The organism is Rhizobium sp. P1_C7, from assembly GCF_056406295.1.
Genome location: NZ_JBFUAL010000003.1, coordinates 205,944 through 228,787, shown reverse-complemented (window position 1 = coordinate 228,787; position 22,844 = coordinate 205,944). Strand labels below are relative to the sequence as shown.

Here is a 22,844-nt window from a genome sequence, read left to right as displayed (position 1 = left end):
GCTAAATGCATGACAACAACGGCGTCAACGCAAGGAAAATTACCGTGGTTGAGAAAACCCCTGCCCCCCAAAGTCCAAACGCAGTCCAAGAAAAGACCGAAGCGCTGCAGCTTCGCTCGAAGGCCTGGTTTGACAATCTCGCAAATCCGGACATGACCGCACTCTACCTCGAGCGCTACATGAACTTCGGATTGAGCCAGGAGGAACTGCAGTCGGGACGGCCGATCATCGGTATCGCGCAGACCGGTTCGGACCTGTCGCCTTGCAACAGACATCACCTGGAACTGGCAAAGCGCGTGCGCGAAGGCATTCGTGACGCAGGCGGCATCGCCATCGAATTTCCGGTGCACCCGATCCAGGAAACCGGCAAGCGCCCGACCGCCGGTCTTGACCGCAATCTGTCCTATCTCGGCCTCGTCGAGGTGCTCTACGGTTATCCGCTCGACGGCGTGGTCCTTACCATCGGCTGCGACAAGACGACGCCAGCCTGTCTTATGGCCGCGGCAACCGTCAACATTCCTGCGATCGCCCTGTCGGTCGGTCCGATGCTGAACGGCTGGTTCCGCGGCGAGCGCACGGGCTCCGGCACGATTGTCTGGAAAGCCCGCGAAATGATGGCCCGTGGCGAGATCGACTATCAGGGCTTCGTCAAGCTCGTCGCGTCGTCCGCACCGTCGACCGGCTACTGTAACACTATGGGCACGGCAACGACGATGAACTCGCTTGCCGAAGCTCTCGGCATGCAGCTGCCGGGCGCTGCCGCAATTCCGGCGCCCTACCGCGACCGGCAGGAAATATCCTACGAGACTGGTCTTCGCATCGTCGAGATGGTCCGCGAAGATCTGAAACCCTCGGACATTCTGACCAAGGAAGCCTTCATCAACGCCATCCGGGTCAACTCGGCGATCGGCGGCTCCACGAATGCGCCTATCCACCTCAATGCCCTTGCCCGCCACGTCGGCGTGGAACTCAGCGTCGATGACTGGCAGACCTACGGCGAGGAAATCCCGCTGCTCGTCAACCTGCAGCCGGCCGGCGAGTATCTCGGCGAGGATTACTATCACGCCGGCGGCGTTCCTGCAGTCATGGGTGAACTGATCAAGCACGATCTGATCAACACCAGCGCGATGACGGTGAACGGCAAAACGGTCGGCGAAAACTACACGTCGGCTGTCATCGAGGACGAAAAGGTCATTCGGCCGTTCGAACGTCCGTTGAAGGAGCGGGCCGGATTCCGCGTACTGAAGGGCAACCTCTTCTCGTCGGCCATCATGAAGACGAGCGTGATCTCGCCGGAATTCCGAAACCGCTACCTGTCCAATCCCAACGATCCGGAAGCCTTCGTCGGTCGCGCCGTCGTATTCGACGGCCCGGAAGACTATCACCACCGCATCGACGATCCGTCGCTTGCCATCGACGGTACGACCATCCTCTTCATGCGCGGTGCCGGCCCGATCGGTTATCCGGGAGCCGCCGAGGTCGTCAACATGCGTGCGCCCGACTACCTGCTGAAGCAGGGCATCTCCTCCCTGCCCTGCGTCGGCGACGGCCGTCAGTCCGGCACATCGGGTTCACCTTCGATCCTTAACGCCTCGCCTGAAGCAGCGGCGGGTGGCGGCCTCGCCATCCTGAAGACCGGTGACCAGGTGCGCATCGATCTCAAAAAGGGGACGGCCGATATCCTGATCAGCGACGAAGAGATCGCATCGCGCCGGGCAGCACTCGATGCGGCCGGCGGCTATGCGTTCCCCGAGAGCCAGACGCCCTGGCAGGAAATCCAGCGCAGCTATGTCGGCCAGATGGAAACGGGTGCGGTGCTCGAGCCGGCTGTCAAGTATCAGCGCATCGCTCAGACGAAGGGCATTCCGCGCGATAACCACTGACGTCAGCGGGCACGCTGAACGGCGCGCCAGGTAGTGCCAGGTTTGCCTCCATTGTGGGCTCATGTCTGAAAAGGCATCGGGCCCACAACTTTATGCAGGCAGGCTGTCGCCTTTTTCCTTCCGCTGCCTTGCCGACTGGCAGCGAATGTGATCGGTTTTCGGAGCCGCCGGGTTGGAGGGCGGCTCAAGCCCTTTCATCGGAGAGCGCGTCCATCGCTCGCGTGACGGAATATGACGATGCCTGATACTCTTCTGGATATTGCTGCTGCCGGCGGCTTGTTTGTCGGTCGTGCCTGGAACCCTGCGGCCAGCGGCCCGAGCGTGGTCACCCTTCGAGACGACCAGCTGATCGACATCACCTCCAAGAGCGCACCAACACTGAGTGCGCTTCTGGAACAGCCGGACCCGGCTGAAATCATCCGCTCAGCAAAGGGGGAGAAGCTCGGCACGCTTGGGGAGATCGTGGCGAACAGCACAGGCAAGCCGGATCCGTCGCGCGCCTACCTACTCGCACCGGCTGACCTGCAGGCGATCAAGGCGTGTGGCGTTACCTTCGCCCAATCGATGATCGAACGGGTGATCGAGGAGAAGGCGGCCGGCAGTCCCGACCGCGCCGCATCCATCCGCGAACGCGTCAGCACGCTGATCGGCGGCAGCCTCAACAATTTGAAGGCGGGCTCGGCGGAAGCGGCCAAGGTGAAGCAGGCGCTGATCGAAGAAGGCATGTGGTCGCAGTATCTGGAGGTCGGCATCGGACCGGACGCCGAAGTCTTCACCAAGGGCCCGGTGTTGTCCTCGGTCGGCTGGGGGGCCGATGTCGGCCTGCATCCAATTTCCACCTGGAACAACCCCGAACCGGAACTCGTGCTTGCGGTCAATAGCCTCGGCGAGATCAAAGGTGTCACACTCGGCAACGACGTCAATCTGCGCGACGTCGAAGGGCGTTCGGCACTGCTGCTCGGTAAGGCGAAGGACAACAATGCCTCTTGCTCCATCGGCCCTTTCATACGCCTGTTCGACACGACCTATGGCATTGATGACGTCCGCCAGGCGGAACTCGACCTCAAGGTAACAGGTGAAGACGGCTTCGTGCTCCATGGCAAGAGCTCGATGTCGAAGATCAGCCGCGATCCGACCGAACTCGTGAAGCAGACATGCGGCGGCCACCATCAATATCCGGACGGCTTCATGCTGTTTCTCGGCACGCTGTTTGCCCCGACCCAGGACCGCGAGGCGCCGAACCAGGGCTTCACCCACAAGTTAGGAGATGTCGTCGAGATTTCGTCTGCCGGTCTCGGATCACTGGTCAATACGGTGCGCCTTTCCACCCAATGCACGCCATGGACCTTTGGTATTTCGGCGCTGATGGCCAATCTAGCGCGACGGGGCCTGCTCTAACTCGGCTTCCAGGGCCTGGTGCGGACCGCGATGCCAAAAAAATGTTCGTGGTCCTCGCCTGATCCCTGTCTGTTGCGCAGTTCCTCACATATATGCATCGGTAGACGCGGGCCGAACGTGTGAGGACGCCATGATCATCAAAGCTGCTGCCCTAATCGGCATCGCAATGCTTGCCGGCTGCACGGCGACGAACTTTTCCTCGCCCGGTATCGATCCGATACCTGGAAGCATCATTTATCGTGGCCAGCCGAACACGAAGCTGACGAAGTCGCCGATCGGGTCGACGTTCCCGCACAACTTCATCGACCAGTACGGAGATCAAGTAGAGGAAACCTATATGATTCAGCCTGACAGAACCCTCAAGATCGTGCATCGCGAATATCGTCCCATACGTTTCGGAGGACTAGGTCGAGATCGGGATTGAGACAGGACGCCGTTCACGGTTTCCGCGGTCGGAGGAAATCACTCGATCGTCAAGAACGGACAATTGAACTTGACGATCTGCTAGGACACACTCCCGTAGCTGGGAGCGGTTTGCCGGGATAACCGTTTCGCTTAATTCCGGTACATGGACACATAAGATGAATGCAAAGACGCCGAACGCAATTGACAGCTATGTAGGTTCGCGGGTGAGAATGCGCCGGCAGTTGCTCGGGCTCAGCCAGGAAAGGCTTGCCGAGCAGATAGGCGTGACATTCCAGCAAGTGCAGAAGTACGAGAAAGGCATGAACCGTATCGGCGCCAGCCGACTGCAGCGGATTGCCGAAGTGCTGAGTACATCGCCGAGTTACTTCTTCGAGCAAGACCCCTCCGAACCACTCTCGCTGGCTGGTCTCGATATGACGATCGCCACGGATCCCGTCGCAGAGTTCCTCCACTCGAAGGAAGGGCTCGCCCTCAACAGGGCATTCATGAAAATCACCGATGCGCAGCTTCGCGAGAAGATCGTTGCCCTGGTAAAGGCTATGGCGCAGTCTCATGGAGATCGGGCCACAGCGCCTGCTTCACCGGCTCCAAGGGTGGACCCTGGTTAAATCCAGGACATCAGGGGCCATTTTGTGGAAGACCCGGAGAATTTCAGCGGCTCGAAACCGCAATGTTCCCGGGACGTTTAAACAGCAGCGAAAGCGACAAATGCTGCGACGCAAAAGTATTTTTTGCACCGTGTCAAAAATCGCTTGAAATGGTGCGGTTCCTCTGGAACTCTGCAGGTCGGTATCGCGTTACAACGAGGCAGCTTGCACTGGAGATCGGCGATGACTGAAACTCAGCAAGAGTGGATCATGAAGCGCGCATATGCGCTTTGGGAAGAGGAAGGCCGTCCTGCCGGCCGCGATTTCGTTCATTGGGAACAGGCGCGGCGTGAGCGCGAAGCGCTGGAAGGCTCGGCAGCCTCTTCCGACGGCAAGGAAGTGAAAACCCGCGCCAAACGCACCGCTGCCGTTCCCAAGACGAATGGCGCTGCAAAAGCGAGCCCCAAGAAAATCGCTGCGCGAAAGTCTGCCTGAACGGGTTCGTTTGACTTAATCTGCGTGCAGCAGGGCGCCACACGGCGCCTGGCTTCTATGTGTCATACACGTGCATCAATTCTCCCCTATTGCTACCGAATGCGGACGTCCGGTCGAGAGCGGACCTCTGGCCTCGCAAAAATATGCCGGCGTGGAACAAAAGCCGATGTCGGATGTTTTCCGCGACAGTAGGAGGATCGCCATGAACAGAAGCTATTTCGATGCCATTCTGGTCTCTTTGATTGTCGCAGGCTGCTACATGTTCATCGCTCCCGTGTGAGACACCATGTCCCTTCTGGCTTTTGCTGCGATAGCCTATTTGGCACTGGCCGTCGCTTTGGTGCTGGCCATAGACAAATTGGTCGGATTGTTGTTCCGCGAAACGCCGCCGCAGCATGCACTTCGACACTCAGCCTTCGACAAGATGCTGGCCATTTCGCGTGAGTATTATCGCCGCTGGTAGGAGCATTCCCCGCTCGGTTCTTCACCGAGCCGTAGTTCAAGGCCGAACATTTTTCGTCTCGGTTGGTTGATATGCCTTCCCGGAGGAAAGGCGAACTGCCATGCCTAGCCTCTGGCAGGGGAAAATGCGCGGCGCAGCCGGGGGGACCATGACGTACAAGCTTTATTACTGGGATGGTATCCAGGGGCGGGGAGAGTTCGTGCGGCTGGCGCTGGAGGAAGCGGGAGCAGACTATGTCGATGTGACGCGCCAGGCCGGCAAGGGTGGCGGAACCGACCTCATGCTGACGATCATGAACAGCTCGCAAGCTCATATCCCCTTTGCACCGCCATTCCTTGAGGATGGCGATCTTATCGTTTCGCACGTCGCCAACATCCTGCTCTATCTCGGCCCCAAGGTCGGGCTCGCGCCCCAGCAAGACGGGCTGCGCTATGTGGCAAACGGGCTGCAGCTGACAATCACGGACTTTGTTGCCGAAGTACACGACACACATCATCCGATCGCCACCTCGCTATACTACGAAGACCAGAAAACAGAGGCAAAAGCGCGGTCGGCTGCGTTCATCAAGGATCGCATCCCGAAATTCCTCGGCTATTTCGAGCGCGTGCTCCAGCAGAACCCTGATGGCGCCGACCACATCGTTGGGACTGCTCTCAGCTATGTCGATCTCTCGCTTTTCCAGGTCATCGAGGGTCTGACTTATGCATTTCCACGCACCATGAAGGGTCATGGCCGGCTTTATCCGGGTCTGGCCGCCCTCCACGCATCCGTGCGCAGCCGGCCGAACATTGCAGCGTATCTCGGCTCGCCCCGCCGGCTTGCCTTCAATGAGGACGGCATTTTCCGCCGCTATCCCGAACTCGACGCGGCGCGCTGATTGCATCACCTCGCCTTGCAGACCGGCGACGCAACCTGATAGGCTTTCGCCATTCACTCATCATTCACTTGTCCAAACGCTGGAGATCGTCGCTGCCATGGCAACACTTGCTCAATCGCTGGCCACCATCAAAATTCCTGACCTGGCAGGCAAGGCCGTTCTGATCACGGGCGCCTCGACGGGCATTGGCGCGGCGCTGGCCCGAGCCTTTGCGGCGCAGGATATGAAGGTCGCCATCCACTACAATGCCAGCCGCGAACCCGCCGAAAAACTGGCAGACGAGATCCGCGCCGCCGGCGGAACCGTTCACCTGGTACATGGCGACGTGTCAACGGAGGGCGAAACAGAGCGCGTGGTGGAGGAGTCCGCCAGGACCTTCGGCCACCTCGACGGGTTGGTGAACAATGCAGGCGGAATGCTCGGGCGCAAGCCGACCTCGGAATATACCGACGAGCACTATACCAAGGTGATGGATCTCAACGCTCGTTCGGTACTTGCCGCGACACGCGCGGCTCATCCCTGGCTGAAGAAGCAAGGTGGCTTCATCATCAATACGACATCGATCGCAGCTCGCAACGGCGGCGGCAATGGCGCTATTCTCTATGCTGCGTCGAAGGGCTTCGTATCGACGATCACCCGTGGTCACGCGAAGGAGTTCGTGGCTGATCAGATCCGCGTCAATGCCGTGGCGCCCGGTGTTATCGCCACTCCGTTCCACGAGCGATATACGAACGACGAGCAGATGGAACTGCAGCGCAAGTCCATTCCCATGGGATTCGTCGGGACACCGGAGGATTGCGTGGGCGCCTACCTCTTCCTCGCCTCGCCGACGCTCTCCGGTTACGTTACGGGTCAGATCATCGAGGTCAACGGCGGGCAGCTGATGCCCTGAGGCATCGGCAGAACGCTGCTTTCTACCGGACGTCCCTGCGAAGCGTTATTTCGAACCGGCGTGGTTGGGAAGACGATCGAGCCAACAGCCGGAGCGCCACTTTCAGACTGCGCCGGCTGTTGTTTCAAACGCGCTCGAGCGCGATCGCAATACCCTGACCGACGCCGATGCACATGGTCGAGAGCGAAAAGCGGCCGCCGGTTTGGTTGAGTTCCAGTGCGGCCGTGCCGGTGATGCGGGCGCCCGACATGCCAAGGGGATGTCCGAGCGCGATTGCACCGCCGTTACGATTGACGCGGGCATCGTCGTCGGCGATGCCGAGTGCGCGCAGCACGGCGAGCCCCTGTGAAGCGAAGGCTTCATTCAGTTCGATGACATCGAACTGGTCCTGCGTCATGCCGAGCCTAGCCATGAGTTTTCGCGATGCCGGAACCGGGCCGACGCCCATGACGCGCGGTGGCACGCCTGCCGTTGCGCCGCCGAGAATGCGGGCGATCGGCGTCAGTCCGTACTTCTTAGCAGCCATCTCGGAAGCAATAATCAAGGCCGCGGCGCCGTCATTGACGCCGGAAGCGTTGCCTGCCGTTACAGTGCCGCCTTCCTTTTTGAAGGGCGTGCCGAGCTTGGCGAGCGTCTCAATGGTCGTTGCGCGCGGATGCTCGTCCATGTTGACGACGATGGGATCACCCTTGCGCTGTGGGATTGATACGGCAGCGATCTCCTTGCCTAGACGGCCATTGGCCTGCGCGGCTGCAGCCTTTGCCTGACTGCGGACGGCAAACGCATCCTGATCCTGACGGCTGACCTTGTAGTCCTCAGCGACGTTCTCGCCCGTTTCAGGCATGGAATCGACGCCGTACTGTTTCTTCATCAACGGGTTGATGAAGCGCCAGCCGATCGTCGTGTCGTAGATCTCGGCATTTCGGGAAAAGGCGGTATCGGCCTTCGGAAGAACGAAGGGCGCCCTTGACATGCTTTCAACGCCGCCGGCGATCATCAGCCCCGCTTCGCCGGCGCGGATCGCGCGGGCAGCCGCGATCACCGCATCCATGCCCGAGCCGCATAGGCGGTTGATCGTGGTGCCAGGGACGGAGACCGGCAAACCGGCCAAAAGCAGCGACATGCGTGCGACGTTGCGATTGTCCTCGCCCGCCTGATTGGCGCAACCGAAAATCACGTCGTCGACGGCTTCCCAGTCGACGGAGCTGTTTCGCTCGACAAGTGCCCGTAGCGGCACAGCGCCGAGATCATCGGCGCGAACGGCCGAAAGCGAGCCGCCGAAGCGGCCGATCGGTGTGCGAATGTAATCGCAGATATAGGCATCAGCCATTCAAGGCCTCCTTGGCGCCCTGATGGGCCCTCTTGGTGCGCGCGTTGATATCGCGCAGCGTCGCCAGTTCGATTTCGGTCGGTGCTGGGGTCTCGATCACCTGATGGGCGAACTTGATCGCCCATCCGCAGTTTTCGACGATCTGTTCGCGACTGACACCCTGGTGAATCGATACCACGGTCAGCTCCTTCGTCAGCGGGTCCGGCTCGAGAATGCACAGGTCGGTGATCACGCGGGTCGGACCCTTGGTCGTCATTCCGAGGCGCTCGCGGTGATTGCCGCCCTCGCCGTGGCCCATCGAGGTTATGAAGGGCAGTTTCTCGACGAAACCGCGCTTGGAGAGCGCCATGGTGATAAAGATCTGGCCGCAATTGCTGGCGATCTCAGGCGCCCCCCCGCCGCCCGGCAGACGGACCTTCGGATGATCGTAGGGACCGACGACCGTCGTGTTGAGGTTGGCGAACCTGTCAATCTGGGCGCCGCCGAGAAAGCCGGTGGTGATGCGGCCGCCCTGCAGCCAGTAACGGAACATCTCAGGCACCGAAACCGTGAAAAGCGCTGTGTCGCAAAGCTCGCCATCGCCGATCGACAGGGGCAAGACGTCGGGCTTGGTTCCAACCGTGCCGCTTTCGTATATCAGTGTGATATCGGGCGCATGCGTCAGGCGTGCGACGTTGCAGGCGGCCGACGGCGCGCCAATGCCGACGAAGCAGACATCGTCGTTGGTGAGTGCGCGGGATGCGGCGATTGTCATCATTTCGGTGGGGGTAAAATCGCTCATGTCAGCCTCCTCTCGCAACCTGCTTCTTCGCATGCTTGGCGAAGTCTTCCGGCTGCGCCTTCATGACGTTTTCATCGATCCATTTCTCGAAGCTCTCGCGGTCGCGGGCAATCTCGTCCCAGGCGATGTAGAAGGCGTTCGATCGGGCATAGTACCCTTGCGCATAGGAAGGGAAGGCTCCGCCCCGGACTTCGGCCACGGCTGTCACCGCCCATCCCGGCAGCATCACGGAATTGGGTGATGGCGGGTTAAGTTCGTCGACAATTTCCTCGACTGTCACAATCGAACGCCTGGCGGCAAGAACCGCCTCCTTCTGGACGCCAACGATGCCTTCGAGCAGAACGTTGCCCTTCCTGTCGGCGCGTAGTGCGTGGATGATCGTGACATCAGGGCGGATCGCCGGAACTGCGGCGAGAACTTCACCGGTGAAGGGGCATGCCACCGACTTGATGTTCGGATTTACCTTGGGCAGGTCGGCGCCGATATAGCCACGCAGCATGGCGAAGGGCAGGTTGGCTGCACCCGCTTCGTAGGCGTTCGCCATTGCGGCATGGCTGTGCTCTTCGATCTCAAGTGGCCGCGGCCACTGGTTCTCCACCGCATCGCGAAAACGATGCAACGAGCCTACGCCGGGATTTCCGCCCCAGGAGAATTTCATGCCGCGCGCAGCACCCACGCCGATCAGCTGATCGTAGAGGATGTCCGGCGTCATGCGGATGAGATACAGGTCCCTGCGGCCCTGCCGGATCACTTCGTGACCGGCCGCATAGGGAATGAGGTGGGTAAAGCCTTCCATGGCAACGGTGTCGCCATCCCGGACGTTTTCCGCCACGGCTTCCTTCAACGATACGATCTTCGCCATCTGGCCTCCCGCAATCATGCTGTCGAATGGGCGCCAATAAGCTCCTCTCTCAATCCGTGGTCAAACATTTTGTGCGTTATTTGACATTTGTTCATATATCGCACAAAATCGTGACATTCAGGAGGGCAGCGATGCGCGAAACGGATTTTGTCAGCGGCTTCGCAAGAGGCTTGAGAGTGATCGAGGCTTTCGAGGAGACACGACAGCGGCTTTCCATCGCAGAGGCATCGAAGCTCACCGGCCTCGACCGTGCCACAGTGCGTCGGTCGCTTCTGACGCTCGCCGAGCTCGGCTACGCCGATTATGACGGCAAGTTCTTTGCTCTGACGCCGAAGATCCTGCGGCTGGGGCACGCCTATCTGTCTGCCACGCCGCTACCGGCGCTCATTCAGCCGCACCTCGATCAACTGTCCGAGAAGGCCGGTCAAAGCGCCTCTGCCTCTGTTCTGGACGGCACGGAGATCGTCTATATTGCCCGCGCCTCGCAGCGCCGTGTGATGTCGATAAACCTCACACCGGGAAGTCGTTTGCCCGCCTACTGCGCCTCTATGGGACGCGTGCTGCTCGCCTCCTTGCCTGAAGGTGAGGCCCGTGCAATCCTTGAGAGAAGCGACCTAAAGCAGAACACACCTCATACCAGGACCGATCCGGAAGAATTGATGGCGGAGTTCAGCCGTGTGCGCACGCAAGGCTATGCAATCATCGATCAGGAACTGGAGATCGGCCTCTGCTCGATTGCGGTGCCCATTGAGAACGACCGAGGCCAGACGGTCGCGGCGATCAATATCGGAGCGCCGGCGGCCCATATCTCTGCATTGGAGATGTCCGAGCGCTACCTGCCGCTTCTGCAGGAGACACGGAGAGCCTTGCGTCTCGTACTGCGCTAGGACGCGTTCAGCCCACCGAGTTTCCCGCGTTCCGCGACCCGCCAGCTCCGGGGCGTCTGGCCGGTCTGCCTCAGGAAGAAACGCGAGAAATAGGCAGGATCCGCAAACCCCAGGCGATAGCCGATCTCCTGGGCGCTGTCGAAGGTGAACACCAGCTCGCGCTTGGCCTCGTCGATCAGCTTGCGGGCGATCAGCTCGTGCGTTCCATGACCGGTCTTCGCCCGTACGATCCGGTTCAGATGGGTCGGCGAGATGCCAAGTTCGCCCGCATAGTAGGCCGCCGGCTTGTGGGACCGATAATGGCGCTGGATCAGATCATCCAGCATTTCCATTCGTCGTTCGTTCTCATCGGTGGCGGCCTTGCCTTCTGCACCCTCTGAGAACAGCCGCGATGTGAGCTGCAATGCCGTTGTCAGATAAGCTTCGAGCAGATCCGTGCGACCGCTGCGACTGCCTGTAAATTCGGTGCCGAGGCGGCGCAGCGACTGCGCGACGTAGGCTGCATCCTCGTTCGTCATGTCAAGCGGCGTCAGATGCGGTCTCGCAAGCCACGCGCCGAGCCTGCTGCGATCGCCGGGAATCGTTTTCAGGTGTGATGTGAGCACGGTGATGACGAAGCCGTCGATGTCCTTGGAGAAACGGAAGCCGTGATCGAGCCCTGGCGGGACGGTGACGATCGAATAGGTCGGGATCGAATGCCACACGCCATCGAACAGCGCCTCGCCGGAACCACTATCTATGTACAATATCTGAAAGAAACTGTCATGACGGTGCAGTCGTATCTCCCAGTGATGCAGACTGCTGCGTGATGGAATTGTCTCGCAATGCAGCCAAAAATCCGGATTTCTGCCGACATTTTCCCCGTATAGCTCGTAGGTCGGAACAGACTTTGTCATTGCGTACCGCCAATCCAATGTTCGATTAGTACAATTTCTTGGACGAAATGTCCATTGTTCAGCGTGCTCCGACCCGGCAGAATTTGGCAAAAGACAAGTCCGGGAGGAAGTATGCGCACCCAGGTTGCCATTATCGGCTCAGGACCCTCGGGCCTCCTGCTTGGTCAATTGCTTGCGGAAGCCGGCATCGACACCGTCATCCTCGACCGGGCAGGCAAGGACTACATTCTCGGCCGCGTGCGTGCAGGGGTGCTGGAAGAAGGCACTGTGGGCCTGCTGGATAAGGCAAACGCCGGTGCGCGAATGCATGCCGAGGGATTGCCACATGACGGCTTCTCGCTTGCTTTCGACGGGCGCGATCACCGCATCGACCTTTTCGGCCTGACCGGCGGGAAGCGCGTCATGGTCTATGGTCAGACGGAGGTAACGCATGACCTCATGGAATGCCGCGCGACAATTGGCGCGCTCAGCATCTACGATGCCGTCAACGTGCAGCCTCATGATTTCGACGGACAGGCGCCTTACGTCACCTACGAGAAAGATGGCGCCGAACACCGCATCGACTGCGATTTCATCGCGGGGTGTGACGGGTTCCATGGCGCGAGCCGCAAGGCAGTGCCGGAAAAGTCCGTTCACACCTTCGAGAAGGTCTATCCCTTCGGCTGGCTCGGCATTCTGGCCGACGTAGCACCGGTCAGCCATGAACTGATCTATGCCAATCATCCCCGCGGCTTCGCGCTCTGTTCTATGCGCTCGGCGCATCGCAGCCGCTACTATATCCAGTGCCCGCTCGATGAGAAGGTCGAGGATTGGAGCGACGATCGCTTCTGGGACGAAGTGCGCCGGCGGCTGCCCAGCCATCACGCCGAGGCGATGATCACCGCGCCATCCTTTGAAAAATCAATCGCGCCGCTTCGTTCCTTCGTCGCCGAGCCAATGCGCTTCGGCCGGCTTTTCCTTGCCGGGGACGCAGCCCACATCGTGCCTCCGACCGGCGCGAAGGGCCTCAATCTGGCCGCGAGCGACGTGCATTATCTGTTCTGCGGCCTCATCGAGCACTACAAGGATCGCTCGAATGCCGGAATTGAAGCCTACTCGCAAAAGGCGCTCGCGCGCGTTTGGAAGGCGGTTCGCTTCTCCTGGTGGATGACCACGATGTTGCACCGGTTCCCCGATACCGGCGACTTCGACCAGCGCATCCAGGAAGCGGAACTCGATTACCTCACGCATTCGCGCGCCGCTTCGACCGTGCTTGCGGAGAATTACGTCGGCCTGCCGTTCTAAAGCGCCTCGCGTCTGAACGGACGCGCAAGGAGTACTTGGGATTCTGACAAGCTGCATGATTGCAGGATCGGATCCGATCTAGCGATCATACAGCGCCTTCCCTTCCGCCATCCACGGAAGGGTGCATGGGGAGCGGCGGTGCTTATGCGTCACACCGCCGCTCGCCTACTTGCGTAATCCGCCTCAGGCCCTCCTAATGCGGCTCAGGATTATCGTCGATCGCCGCCATCGCTTCCTCAAGTGCTGCGCGCACGCGGGGACGCTCGGCGGGATCGAGCTGGCCGATGTCCAGATGCAGGTCGAGACCCGAAAAATGCTCGCTGAGGACGCGGATTGTGCGGTCGTCGCTGTGAAGAAGTCCATTGACCGCATAAGGAATGATCTCGCGGTGGATTCCCTTCATCGTGATCGGCGGTAGCGGACTGGCATCGACGATATCCTTGACCAGCGCATAGGTTTCGTAGCTGATGACGATCTTTCCACCCTCGGCGATCGATTGAAGGCGGGCGGCGAGATTGGCCTCAGCCCCGATGATCGTATAATCCATCCGGTCGTTACTGCCGAAATTTCCAACATTGCAGTACCCGCTATTGATGCCCATTCTGACGACAAATGGTTCTTCCGTCCCATCGCGCCGCCACTTGGCTTTCAGTTCGCCCAGATGCCATTGCATGTCGATCGCCATCTGAAGGCAGGCCTTTGCGTCTTCTGCCGCTCCTTTCGTCTCGGGGTCGCCGAAGAACACCAGAACCGCGTCGCCGATGAACTTGTCGAGCGTGCCGCCGTGCTTGACCGCGATGGCGGACATCTCCGTCAGATATTCGTTCAGCATCCCCGTCAGGGCTTCCGGCTGCAATCGTTCGGTCGTTGCGGTGAAATCCTTGATATCCGAGAAGAAGATGGTCAAGCGCTTGCGCTCTGTCTGGATCACCACGTCCTTCTGCCCGCTGAAAATACTCTTGTAGATCTGCGGCGACAGGTAGCGGGAAATCTTAAGGGAGATGCTTGCCAGAAACTCGTTCGCCGCTTCAAGTTCATGGTTGAAGCCCTGGATGAGCGCGGCTTGATGCTGCTGGACCGCGATGAGGGTGATACCAAGGCCGGCCACGCAGATGAAATAGAAAAGCAGATATTTGAACGCGAAGACGTTGCTCGCAAACGGCTGCTTGATGATGACTTCCTGGATGCCCCTGACGTCGCCGACCTTCCAATCGGTCCTCGGACTTTCCGGATGGGTGTTATGACAGGCGACGCAGGTCTGTGCCATGATGACAGGCGTTACCAGCCTGAAGGTGTTCGTGAAGCCGTCGCGGCTGACCTCCGTCAGGGACCGCTTCGGATCGGCGCGCAAGGCGGTGAGGGAGGCGGTCTCAAACGCGTCGAGATCATGAGACGGCCGCCTCTTGAACGGCAGGTCGGAGACGAAGCGGTAGGTGACGTTTGCCTGCTGCTGCTTGATGACGTCGCCGAGTTCGAGGGAGAGGGTCGCCGGTATCGGGATTGCTCCAGGGATATGGGCATAGTCGTGCGACACCACAGTGCCGATATTTTCGCCCGCCGCATGCGCCGCGAGCACCCTTCCGACGACATTGGTGGCATAGTAGGAACGGATGCTGGTGATGAGCGAGCTCATGTCCTGCGCCTGCCGTTTCAGTGCTCCCTGAGAGAGGTTGCTGACATCCATCCATACCGCCAGCGGCAAGCCCGCCAACATGGCCAGCACGAGCAAGGTGATGAAGTAGCCCGCTCTTCGTGCCGCCCACCCGTGATCCGATCCATTCCTCATTGAACCTCACCAGAGAGCTCGCCGGCAGTGGGCTTGCGTCGACCCACGCAGGGCGACACCGCCACACCAGCATTCGGTCGCCCAGGTTGGCGCCAGACCGGTAGATCCCTACGGGTCATTTTTGCTGGGGTGGTATCGATGGCCATGAAGAGAGCTTCCTCATCTCAGCTGAACACGCGCTCCCTGCAGGAACTGCGCCAGCCATTCCCGTCATTTCGACGCTGGCAGTCCAAGCTTGGAGATATTCTGCATCTGGCCGATGCGCCGGTGTTACACCTTTCTGAATTCGATGCGGTAGACGACCTCCTCTCCCGTCGCCGGATCAACCCCCGGTGCGCCGCTGATGACCAGCTTGTCGCCGTCGATTGAGAAAGGCCGGATCAGATCGGCCACACCCCAGGCCGGGTTCCAGCTTGCGTCGACATGGTGCACGACGCGGCCGTTTTCGAACGTGTATGACCCGGCATAAGCGAGCATGGTGTCAAAGAGGGCGACTTTCTCAGCGTCGCTCGGCAGTCCGTTGCCGGGGATCGGGCGTTCCCGGTTGACCACGACCGCCATCATCCGGCCGTCCGGCTGGTAGGACAGATATCCGACAGGATCGACGCCCATGGCGTCGGTAACAAGACCCGACACGACCGCCTTTCGCGTCCAGGAAACCATGCGCCAGGTTCCATGCAATGCGGCCGCGTTTCCCATGAGTTACCCCGTGCGCAGTTCTTCCAATAAGCTTACCATAGAGAGAACCAGCCGACCAGATCGCGGCAATGGCTGCGCGCTAAGCCTTCGCGGTCACATCGGCCGCCGCTTCCCTGATCGTCTGCATCAGGATCGAGAGGGGCATGGAGGGAATGGAGTCGGTGCGCATCGTCAACCCGACGGGGCCTTTTGTCTCGCTGGTGTCGACCGGGAGCACCGCAAGCGAGCCGTCTTCAATGTCTGTTGCGACGACGCCGGTTGAGATGATCCACACTGCGTCGCTCGAGCGCACAAAGGCGCGGCCGAAGGAATCCGACACCGTCTCGATCTGACTGGGCAGGCTTGCGACGCCGTTGGCGATGAGGAAGCTCTCCACGAACGGCCGGATGATCGAGGCGCGGGTCGGCATTAGAACGGTGTATTCGCCAAGGCTGGCAAAGAGCGAGTGCTTGGTCGCGAGCAACGGATGTCCGGCGCGGACCGCAAAGACCACCTGCTCGGAATACAGATGCTCGAAGGAGAAACCGGCCATTTTCTCCGGGCCGGCCAGGCGGCCGACGACGAGATCGAGATCACCGACGCGGAGCTGTTCCAGGAGCACGGCGTTCTCGCCGGTGACGACCTTGATCCGGCTCCAGGTCTTCTCCTTTAGAAACAGCTCCATGGCGCGCGGCATGACCCGCGTGGAAACCGTCGGCAGCGCACCGATGCGGATAGGCGGAGCATCACCGAACCGTTCCTGCGAGACGGAATCGAGACCCTGGCGCACCGCCGTCAGCGCGGCCCCGGCATGGCGCAAGAACACTTCGCCATAGCGCGTGATCTTGATACCGCGCCCGTCGCGCTCGAAGACCGCAACCCCGAGCACCTCTTCCAGCTCGCGGATGGTCTTTGTCACCGCGGGCTGGCTGACGTGCAGCAGCTCAGCCGCCTTCATAACGCTTTTTTGGCGTGCGACCTCGACAAACGTCTGCAGATGGCGAAACTTTATACGGCTATCGATCATGGACTTTCATAACCACCGAGTTATCGAAATGCCACGAAATATCATTTTACCTAACCAGATTAAACATCCAATTTGACGCCAGGTCTGCGTATGGGCTGTTTCTTCCGTCGACACCGATGAGGAAGCCCTGTGTGCGGAGAGGAGATCCCAGAGTGCAGTTCGCTCGCATCAACGACACCACCATTCATTATCAGCTAGTCGGCGGCCCTGCTGGCAAGCCGGTCATCGTCTTCGCCAATTCGCTCGGAACCGATTTCCGCATCTGGCGCGACGTCATCGTCCGGCTGGCGGGTGATTACGCAATCGTGCTCTACGACATGCGCGGCCACGGCCTGTCCGACGTCGGCCAGGTCCCCTATTCGATCGAGGACCATGCTTCCGATCTCGCTGGCCTGCTCGACCTCCTTGCCGTCGAGAACGCCTTCATCTGCGGCCTTTCCGTGGGCGGACTGATTGCGCAGTCGCTCTACCGCAGCCGCCCTGATCTGGTGCAGGGCCTGATCCTCTGCGATACCGCGCACAAGATCGGCACCGCCGACAGCTGGAACAGCCGGATCGCCGCCGTCGAGAAGTCGGGCATCGACAGTATCGTCGATGCTGTCATGGAGCGCTGGTTCACGCCGGCCTTCCGCCGCCCCGAAAACATGGCCTATGCAGGATATTGCAACATGCTGGTCCGCCAGCCCCTCGAGGGCTACATCGCCACGTGTGCGGCGATCCGCGATGCCGACTATACGGAGGCAGCGGGTAGAATTGCGGTTCCGACAATTTGCATCGTCGGCGATCAGGACGGCTCGACGCCGCCCGATCTCGTCAGATCGACCGCCAGGCTCATTCCGAACGCGCGTTTCGAGGTGATCCCCGATGCGGGCCACATTCCCTGCGTCGAACAACCCGAAGCTTTGACGTCGGTCATCCGCGCATTCATCGAATTTGCCTTGCATGGAGAAAAGAGCCCATGAATGAACCCCACCTGCCCTCCGAACGCTACAAGCAGGGCATGGCCACCCGCCGCGCCGTCCTCGGGGACGCCCATGTCGATCGCGCCGAGGCAAGCTCGACCGAGTTTGACAGACCTTTTCAGGAACTGATCACAGAAGCTGCCTGGGGGAATGTGTGGTCGCGCCCGACGCTGACGCGCCGCGAACGCTCGATCGTAACCATCGCGCTATTGGCCGCGCTCGGGCAAGACGACGAGGTGGCGATGCATGTGCGCGCCACTTCGAATACCGGCGCATCGCGCGACGACGTCTGCGAGGCGCTGTTGCACGTGGCAATCTATGCCGGCGTTCCCGCCGCAAACCATGCCATCAAGATCGCCAAGCAGGTTTTCGAACAGGTGGACGCCGACGCGGCGGCCTGAAAGGCAAACAATGTCCGATCTAACCAACCGCAAGCCTGAGAACGGGGCCTTCTTCGCCCGCGACAGAGCGTGGCATGCGCCCGCATTGACGCCCGGGTACAAAACCTCGGTACTGCGCTCGCCGCAGCGCGCATTGCTGTCTCTGGACGGCACGATTTCCGAAATCACCGGCCCGGTGTTCGGCCATTCCATGATTGGTGAGCACGACAACGACCTCATCCACAATTTCGCCAAGCCCGGAGAAAGCGCAATCGGCGAACGCATTATCGTTCATGGCCGCGTTCTGGACGAGCGAGGGCGCCCCGTTCCCGGCGCACTTGTCGAATTCTGGCAGGCCAATGCCGGTGGACGCTACCGCCACAAGAAAGAGACATATCTGGCGGCGATCGACCCCAATTTCGGCGGCTGCGGACGAGCGATTACCGACGAATGCGGCCAGTACTCCTTCCGCACCATCCGACCCGGCGCCTATCCCTGGCCGAATGGCGTCAATGACTGGCGACCGGCCCATATTCATTTCTCGATCTTCGGCCACGGCTTTGCCCAGCGGTTGATCACGCAGATGTATTTCGAGGGAGACCCGATGATCTGGAAATGTCCGATCGTCGGCACGATCCCGGACAAGCGCGGCATCGAACAGTTGATCGCACCGCTCGATTGGGGCAACACGATCCCGATGGATGCGCGCGCCTACAAGTTCGATATCGTGCTGCGTGGCCGCCGCTCGACGATGTTCGAAAACCGGCTGGAGGGGAACTGATGGTACAGGAACTCGGCTACCTCAAGGAAACGCCGTCACAGACGGCGGGACCTTATGTACACATCGGCCTGACGCCCAACTTCTGCGACATCACCGGGGTCTACGAGACCGATCTCGGTACTGTGATGGTCAACGACAAGACTGTCGGCGAGCGCATAACCGTGAAAGGACGCGTATTTGACGGCGCCGGCGCCATTGTTCGAGATGCGGTTATCGAGATCTGGCAGGCCGACGGTACCGGCCTCTACAACAGCCCTTCGGAGATGCGCGGTGCCGCCGATCCAAACTTCGCCGGTTGGGGCCGGTGCGCGACACGCGCGGAGGACGGCGTCTACACGTTCGAGACGATCAAGCCCGGCAGCGTTCCGTTCAAGGACGGGCGCAAGATGGCTCCGCATATTTCCTTCTGGATCGTTGCACGCGGCATCAATATCGGGCTGCATACGCGCATGTATTTCCCGGAAGAGACCGAGGCCAACAATGCCGACCCACTTCTTCTGCGCATCGAACACCGCGAACGCGTAGCGACGGTGATTGCGGCGCGGGATGGATCGACCTATACGTTCGATATTCGCCTGCAGGGCGACAAGGAAACTGTATTCTTGGACATCTGAGACGAGATTTTCTGCCTCGGACGCCCGCGGCGCCCCCACCCTGCCCTTCCCCCGACATTTGGGGGTCTATCTATCGTCTGATTGCCCGGAGAGCAGGTGGTGGGGGGGCATTAGGGGCGGTAGCGACACGGAACGAAGTTTATGACGACATCTCCCTTCGACCATCCATTCCTGTCCGGCTTGCTCGGCGATGCCGAGGTGGCCTCGTATTTTGCCGCCGAAGCCGACATCCGGGCCATGCTGGGGTTCGAGGCAGCACTTGCCAGAGCCGAAGCAACCCACGGTGTGATCCCAAGCGAAGCAGCGGAGAAAATCGCTGCAGTGTGTAACGATTTCAGCCCCAATGTCCTGGCACTGAGGACCGCCACCGCCCGGGATGGTGTGGTCGTGGCCGAGCTTGTCAGAGAACTTCGAACCGCGGTCGGGAGCCCGCTTTCTGACTATGTTCACCTCGGCGCGACAAGCCAGGATGTCATCGACACTAGTCTGATGTTGCGGCTGAAGGCCGTCGCGTTCGTGTTCTCAATACGTCTTTCGGGGATCATTCACGCACTCCGGGATCTGGACACCCAATGCGGTGCCCGCCCCCTCATGGGGCGAACCCGCATGCAGGCGGCCATCCCCATCAGCGTTTCCGACCGCCTTCGCGCGTGGCGCGAGCCACTGGGCACATATCGCGATCGGCTGACAGAACAGCGCTTCCCGGTGCAGTTCGGCGGCGCGGCCGGTACGCTCGACAGGTTTGGGGACACGGCGGCGGACGTTCGCGCCCGGCTTGCTCAGGAACTCGGCCTGACCGACGCGCCACAATGGCAGAGCCAGCGCGGGCTCGTCGCCGACCTTGCGAACCTGCTTTCCCTGATATCCGGAAGCCTTGGGAAATTCGGCCAGGACGTCGCCCTGCTGGCACAGGCTGGTGACGAAATTGCACTGGCGGGCGGCGGCGGCTCATCGGCGATGGCGCACAAGCAGAACCCCGTCGCTGCCGAGACGCTCGTTGCCCTTGCCCGCTTCAACGCTGTCCAGCTTGCGGGTATTCATCAGTCGCTGGTGCACGAGCAGGAACGCTCCGGTGCCGCATGGACACTGGAATGGCTTATTCTGCCGCAGATGGTTATGGCCACGGGAGTTTCGCTCCGACTTGCGCTCGAACTTGTCGGCAACATCCGCTGGATCGGAGCCGACATTCATAACTCATAAGATATGAAATACGCCATTTATTTCATTTTACATTACCGTTTCGAATGGGACACTATCGTAAAAAGGTTCTAGCTGTCTGCTGGCCCGGCGCCGGAGATGCGCCATCTTTCTGGGAGGATTTATGAAACGGTTTGTCCTGGCCGCCGTCGCGGCAATCGCTATGAGCACAGCCGCCTATGCCGACACGATCAAGGTCGGCGTCGTCGGCCCATTCTCGGGTCCCTTTGCCCTGCAAGGCAAAAACTTCAAGGCCGGTATCGATGCCTATATGGCAATGAATGGCGACAAGGTCGGCGACCATACCGTCGAGGTCATCTACCGCGATCTGCCTGCACCCGATCCGGCACAGTCCAAGGCGCTGGCGCAGGAACTTGTGGTCAAGGAGAAGGTTCAGTATCTCGCCGGGTTCTATTTCACTCCGGACGCCATGGCCGTCACGCCGATCCTCAAGCAGGCAAATACACCGCTGGTCATCATGAATGCTGCCACGTCGGCCATCGTGACCAAGAGCCCGCTCGTCGTGCGCACCTCGTTCACCACATGGCAGACATCGACGCCGATCGCCAAGGTCGCTCATGACGCCGGCGTTTCCAAGGTGATCTCCGTGGTCAGTGACTATGGCCCCGGCGTCGATGCCGAAAACGCCTTCAAGGCGGCCTTCGAGAAGGAAGGAGGGCAGGTCGTCGAGGCAATCCGCATGCCTCTGTCGACCAACGACTTCAGCCCGATCATGCAACGCATCAAGGATTCCGGCGCACAGGGCGTTTTTGCCTTCCTGCCGTCCGGCCCGACCACACTCGGCTTCGTCAAGGCTTACAGCGAAAACGGCCTCAAGACCGCCGGCATCAAGTTCTTCGCGCCTGGCGATCTGACGCAGGAGTCCGACCTTCCCGCTCTCGGGGACGCTGCGCTCGGCATACAGACGACCTTCCATTATGCCGTCTCGCACGCTTCGCCCGAAAACGCCGCGTTCGTCGAAGCAGCCTCCAAGGCGATCGGCAACAAGGCTGAACTCTCCTTCCCCGCGGTCGGCGCCTATGACGGAATGCATGTCATCTACAAGATGATCGAAGCAACTGGCGGCCAACAGGACGCGGCAAAGGCTGTGGATGGCGTCAAGGGTCTCGCCTGGACGAGCCCGCGGGGGCCCGTCTCCATCGATCCGGAAAGCCGGCACATCACGCAGAACATCTATCTGCGCGAGGTCACCAAGGCCGACGACGGCACCTACTACAACAAGGAAATCCAGACGTTCGAAAAGCAGGGAGACCCCGGCCTTGCGGCTATGAAGTAACGAACGGCACAACTGACCATTGCGTGGAACGCCACCTCTCACCCTAACCTCTCCCGGAGGGGAGAGGCGACGCGAGCGGCCCATACCGGACATCGCTTCTCCCCTGGGAGAAGGTGCCGGCAGACGGATGAGGTGGCCACGCGGTACAAAGATCCAATCAGCCGCTTCGTGAACAGTACAAGGAAAACACGAGCCTCATGCAAACAGTCTTCAGCATAGCCGTCGATGCGCTTGCCTACGGCATGGTGCTGTTCGTGATTTCGATCGGCCTCTCCGTCACCATGGGGCTGATGCGTGTCGTCAATCTGGCACATGGCGCCTTCGCCATGATCGGCGGCTACATCGCCTCCTACGCCGCGCGCGATCTCGGGCTCGGCTACGGCCTTGCGGTCGTCGCCGCGGTCGTCGGAACCGTCATCATCGCCATCCCGATCGAGCGTTTCCTCTACCGCCGCATCTATGGGGCGCCAGAGCTGACGCAGGTGCTCATGACCATCGGGATTACCTTCTGCATTATCGGCATTGCGAATTACGTTTTCGGTCCGACACTGAAGACCATTCCGCTTCCCGCCGGCCTGCAGGGCTCGGCTGACCTTGGCTTCCGGACAATTCCTGTCCACCGCCTGTTCGCAATCCTGTGTGGTCTGGCCGTTGCGGGAGGGCTTTGGTACGCGATCGAACGCACCAGCTTCGGCGTGAAGCTACGCGCGTCCGTCGACAACGCTGCCATGGCGGCAGCGCTTGGCGTTCGCACCGAGGTCATCTACGCTCTGAGTTTTGCCGTCGCTGTCGGCCTTGCCGCCTTCGGAGGCGTCGTCGGCGCGGAGCTGCTGCCGGTGGAACCTTACTATGCGTTGCGCTACATGGTCACCTTTCTCGTCGTTGTGTCGGTCGGTGGCGCCGGCTCGATCCCCGGAGCGTTGATTGCCTGCCTGCTGTTGGGCGGTATCGACACAGCCGGACGCTATCTGATGCCGGAATTCGGCGAGTTTTTCTTCTACCTCGCGGTTATCGCCATCGTCTGCGTGTTCCCGCGCGGCCTTGCGGGAAGGGCGAAATAG

General features: G+C 60.4%; 24 protein-coding genes. 17 read left to right on the top strand and 7 right to left on the bottom strand.

Annotation, left to right across the window (positions count from 1 at the left end; genetic code table 11):
- The first annotated feature begins 5 nt into the window (after positions 1-5).
- The 8 genes from AC1D2R_RS06120 (at position 6) to AC1D2R_RS06085 (ending at position 7,021) form a co-directional block, all read left to right on the top strand.
- The gene (locus AC1D2R_RS06120; RefSeq protein WP_477965790.1) at positions 6-1,883 is read left to right on the top strand and encodes an IlvD/Edd family dehydratase; all 1,878 of its coding nucleotides are present in this window, start codon (positions 6-8) and stop codon (positions 1,881-1,883) included.
- Positions 1,884-2,120: 237 nt separating this feature from the next.
- Positions 2,121-3,281, top strand: coding sequence for a fumarylacetoacetate hydrolase family protein (locus AC1D2R_RS06115; RefSeq protein WP_477965788.1), 1,161 nt, complete (start codon positions 2,121-2,123; stop codon positions 3,279-3,281).
- 130 nt (positions 3,282-3,411) lie between these two features.
- Positions 3,412-3,705, top strand: coding sequence for a hypothetical protein (locus AC1D2R_RS06110; RefSeq protein WP_477965786.1), 294 nt, complete (start codon positions 3,412-3,414; stop codon positions 3,703-3,705).
- Positions 3,706-3,862: 157 nt separating this feature from the next.
- Positions 3,863-4,315: a helix-turn-helix domain-containing protein gene (locus AC1D2R_RS06105; protein WP_477965784.1), complete on the top strand. Its 453-nt coding sequence runs from the start codon at positions 3,863-3,865 to the stop codon at positions 4,313-4,315.
- Positions 4,316-4,537: 222 nt separating this feature from the next.
- On the top strand, positions 4,538-4,789 hold the full coding sequence (locus tag AC1D2R_RS06100) for a DUF2934 domain-containing protein (RefSeq protein WP_477965782.1): 252 nt from the start codon (positions 4,538-4,540) through the stop codon (positions 4,787-4,789).
- 286 nt (positions 4,790-5,075) lie between these two features.
- Entirely contained in the window at positions 5,076-5,252 is a 177-nt protein-coding gene (locus AC1D2R_RS06095; protein WP_477965780.1) for a hypothetical protein, read from the top strand.
- Positions 5,253-5,400: 148 nt separating this feature from the next.
- Positions 5,401-6,129 carry a glutathione S-transferase gene (locus tag AC1D2R_RS06090; RefSeq protein ID WP_477965778.1) on the top strand — a complete coding sequence of 243 codons (729 nt, stop codon included), beginning with the start codon at positions 5,401-5,403 and terminating at the stop codon, positions 6,127-6,129.
- 97 nt (positions 6,130-6,226) lie between these two features.
- Positions 6,227-7,021 (top strand): SDR family NAD(P)-dependent oxidoreductase, encoded by a 795-nt coding sequence (locus AC1D2R_RS06085; RefSeq protein WP_477965776.1) that lies wholly within the window; start codon positions 6,227-6,229, stop codon positions 7,019-7,021.
- Between the two features lie 124 nt (positions 7,022-7,145).
- On the opposite strand, the gene pcaF is transcribed toward AC1D2R_RS06085, so the two are convergent.
- From pcaF to AC1D2R_RS06070, 3 genes are read right to left on the bottom strand one after another with little or no spacing between them, the layout of a single operon-like run.
- Positions 7,146-8,351 (bottom strand): 3-oxoadipyl-CoA thiolase, encoded by a 1,206-nt coding sequence (pcaF, locus tag AC1D2R_RS06080; protein ID WP_477965774.1) that lies wholly within the window; start codon positions 8,349-8,351, stop codon positions 7,146-7,148.
- Positions 8,344-9,132: a CoA-transferase subunit beta gene (locus AC1D2R_RS06075; protein WP_477965772.1), complete on the bottom strand. Its 789-nt coding sequence runs from the start codon at positions 9,130-9,132 to the stop codon at positions 8,344-8,346. The genes pcaF and AC1D2R_RS06075 overlap by 8 nt, the downstream gene beginning before the upstream one ends.
- Before the next feature lies 1 nt (position 9,133).
- Complete coding sequence (locus AC1D2R_RS06070) at positions 9,134-9,994, bottom strand: CoA transferase subunit A (protein ID WP_477965770.1); 861 nt, start codon at positions 9,992-9,994, stop codon at positions 9,134-9,136.
- A 131-nt stretch (positions 9,995-10,125) separates the two neighbouring features.
- Between AC1D2R_RS06070 and AC1D2R_RS06065 the strand changes: the two genes are divergently transcribed.
- On the top strand, positions 10,126-10,881 hold the full coding sequence (locus tag AC1D2R_RS06065) for an IclR family transcriptional regulator (protein ID WP_477965768.1): 756 nt from the start codon (positions 10,126-10,128) through the stop codon (positions 10,879-10,881).
- Here AC1D2R_RS06065 and AC1D2R_RS06060 read toward each other — a convergent pair.
- A complete protein-coding gene (locus AC1D2R_RS06060; RefSeq protein ID WP_477965766.1) occupies positions 10,878-11,777 on the bottom strand; it encodes a helix-turn-helix domain-containing protein in 900 nt (299 codons plus the stop codon). The genes AC1D2R_RS06065 and AC1D2R_RS06060 overlap by 4 nt on opposite strands.
- 111 nt (positions 11,778-11,888) lie before the next feature.
- Between AC1D2R_RS06060 and pobA the strand changes: the two genes are divergently transcribed.
- Entirely contained in the window at positions 11,889-13,061 is a 1,173-nt protein-coding gene (pobA, locus tag AC1D2R_RS06055; protein ID WP_477965764.1) for a 4-hydroxybenzoate 3-monooxygenase, read from the top strand.
- 193 nt (positions 13,062-13,254) lie between these two features.
- Here pobA and AC1D2R_RS06050 read toward each other — a convergent pair whose 3' ends face one another.
- From AC1D2R_RS06050 to pcaQ, 3 genes are all read right to left on the bottom strand, one after another.
- On the bottom strand, positions 13,255-14,847 hold the full coding sequence (locus AC1D2R_RS06050; protein ID WP_477965762.1) for an adenylate/guanylate cyclase domain-containing protein: 1,593 nt from the start codon (positions 14,845-14,847) through the stop codon (positions 13,255-13,257).
- 270 nt (positions 14,848-15,117) lie between these two features.
- A complete protein-coding gene (locus tag AC1D2R_RS06045; RefSeq protein WP_477965760.1) occupies positions 15,118-15,546 on the bottom strand; it encodes a lipocalin-like domain-containing protein in 429 nt (142 codons plus the stop codon).
- A gap of 79 nt (positions 15,547-15,625) precedes the next feature.
- The gene (gene pcaQ / locus AC1D2R_RS06040) at positions 15,626-16,552 is read right to left on the bottom strand and encodes a pca operon transcription factor PcaQ (protein WP_477965758.1); all 927 of its coding nucleotides are present in this window, start codon (positions 16,550-16,552) and stop codon (positions 15,626-15,628) included.
- Positions 16,553-16,704: 152 nt separating this feature from the next.
- Between pcaQ and pcaD the strand changes: the two genes are divergently transcribed.
- The 7 genes from pcaD to AC1D2R_RS06005 all read left to right on the top strand — a co-directional run bounded on the left by pcaD (position 16,705) and on the right by AC1D2R_RS06005 (position 22,844).
- Positions 16,705-17,514, top strand: coding sequence for a 3-oxoadipate enol-lactonase (gene pcaD / locus AC1D2R_RS06035; RefSeq protein ID WP_477965756.1), 810 nt, complete (start codon positions 16,705-16,707; stop codon positions 17,512-17,514).
- The gene (gene pcaC, locus AC1D2R_RS06030; protein ID WP_477965754.1) at positions 17,511-17,915 is read left to right on the top strand and encodes a 4-carboxymuconolactone decarboxylase; all 405 of its coding nucleotides are present in this window, start codon (positions 17,511-17,513) and stop codon (positions 17,913-17,915) included. The genes pcaD and pcaC overlap by 4 nt, the downstream gene beginning before the upstream one ends.
- 10 nt (positions 17,916-17,925) lie before the next feature.
- Positions 17,926-18,675: a protocatechuate 3,4-dioxygenase subunit beta gene (gene pcaH / locus AC1D2R_RS06025; RefSeq protein ID WP_477965752.1), complete on the top strand. Its 750-nt coding sequence runs from the start codon at positions 17,926-17,928 to the stop codon at positions 18,673-18,675.
- Entirely contained in the window at positions 18,675-19,289 is a 615-nt protein-coding gene (gene pcaG / locus AC1D2R_RS06020) for a protocatechuate 3,4-dioxygenase subunit alpha (protein ID WP_477965750.1), read from the top strand. The genes pcaH and pcaG overlap by 1 nt, the downstream gene beginning before the upstream one ends.
- Before the next feature lie 141 nt (positions 19,290-19,430).
- Entirely contained in the window at positions 19,431-20,489 is a 1,059-nt protein-coding gene (locus tag AC1D2R_RS06015) for a 3-carboxy-cis,cis-muconate cycloisomerase (RefSeq protein WP_477965748.1), read from the top strand.
- Positions 20,490-20,610: 121 nt separating this feature from the next.
- Positions 20,611-21,783, top strand: coding sequence for an ABC transporter substrate-binding protein (locus tag AC1D2R_RS06010; protein WP_477965746.1), 1,173 nt, complete (start codon positions 20,611-20,613; stop codon positions 21,781-21,783).
- Between the two features lie 197 nt (positions 21,784-21,980).
- Entirely contained in the window at positions 21,981-22,844 is an 864-nt protein-coding gene (locus AC1D2R_RS06005; RefSeq protein ID WP_477965744.1) for a branched-chain amino acid ABC transporter permease, read from the top strand.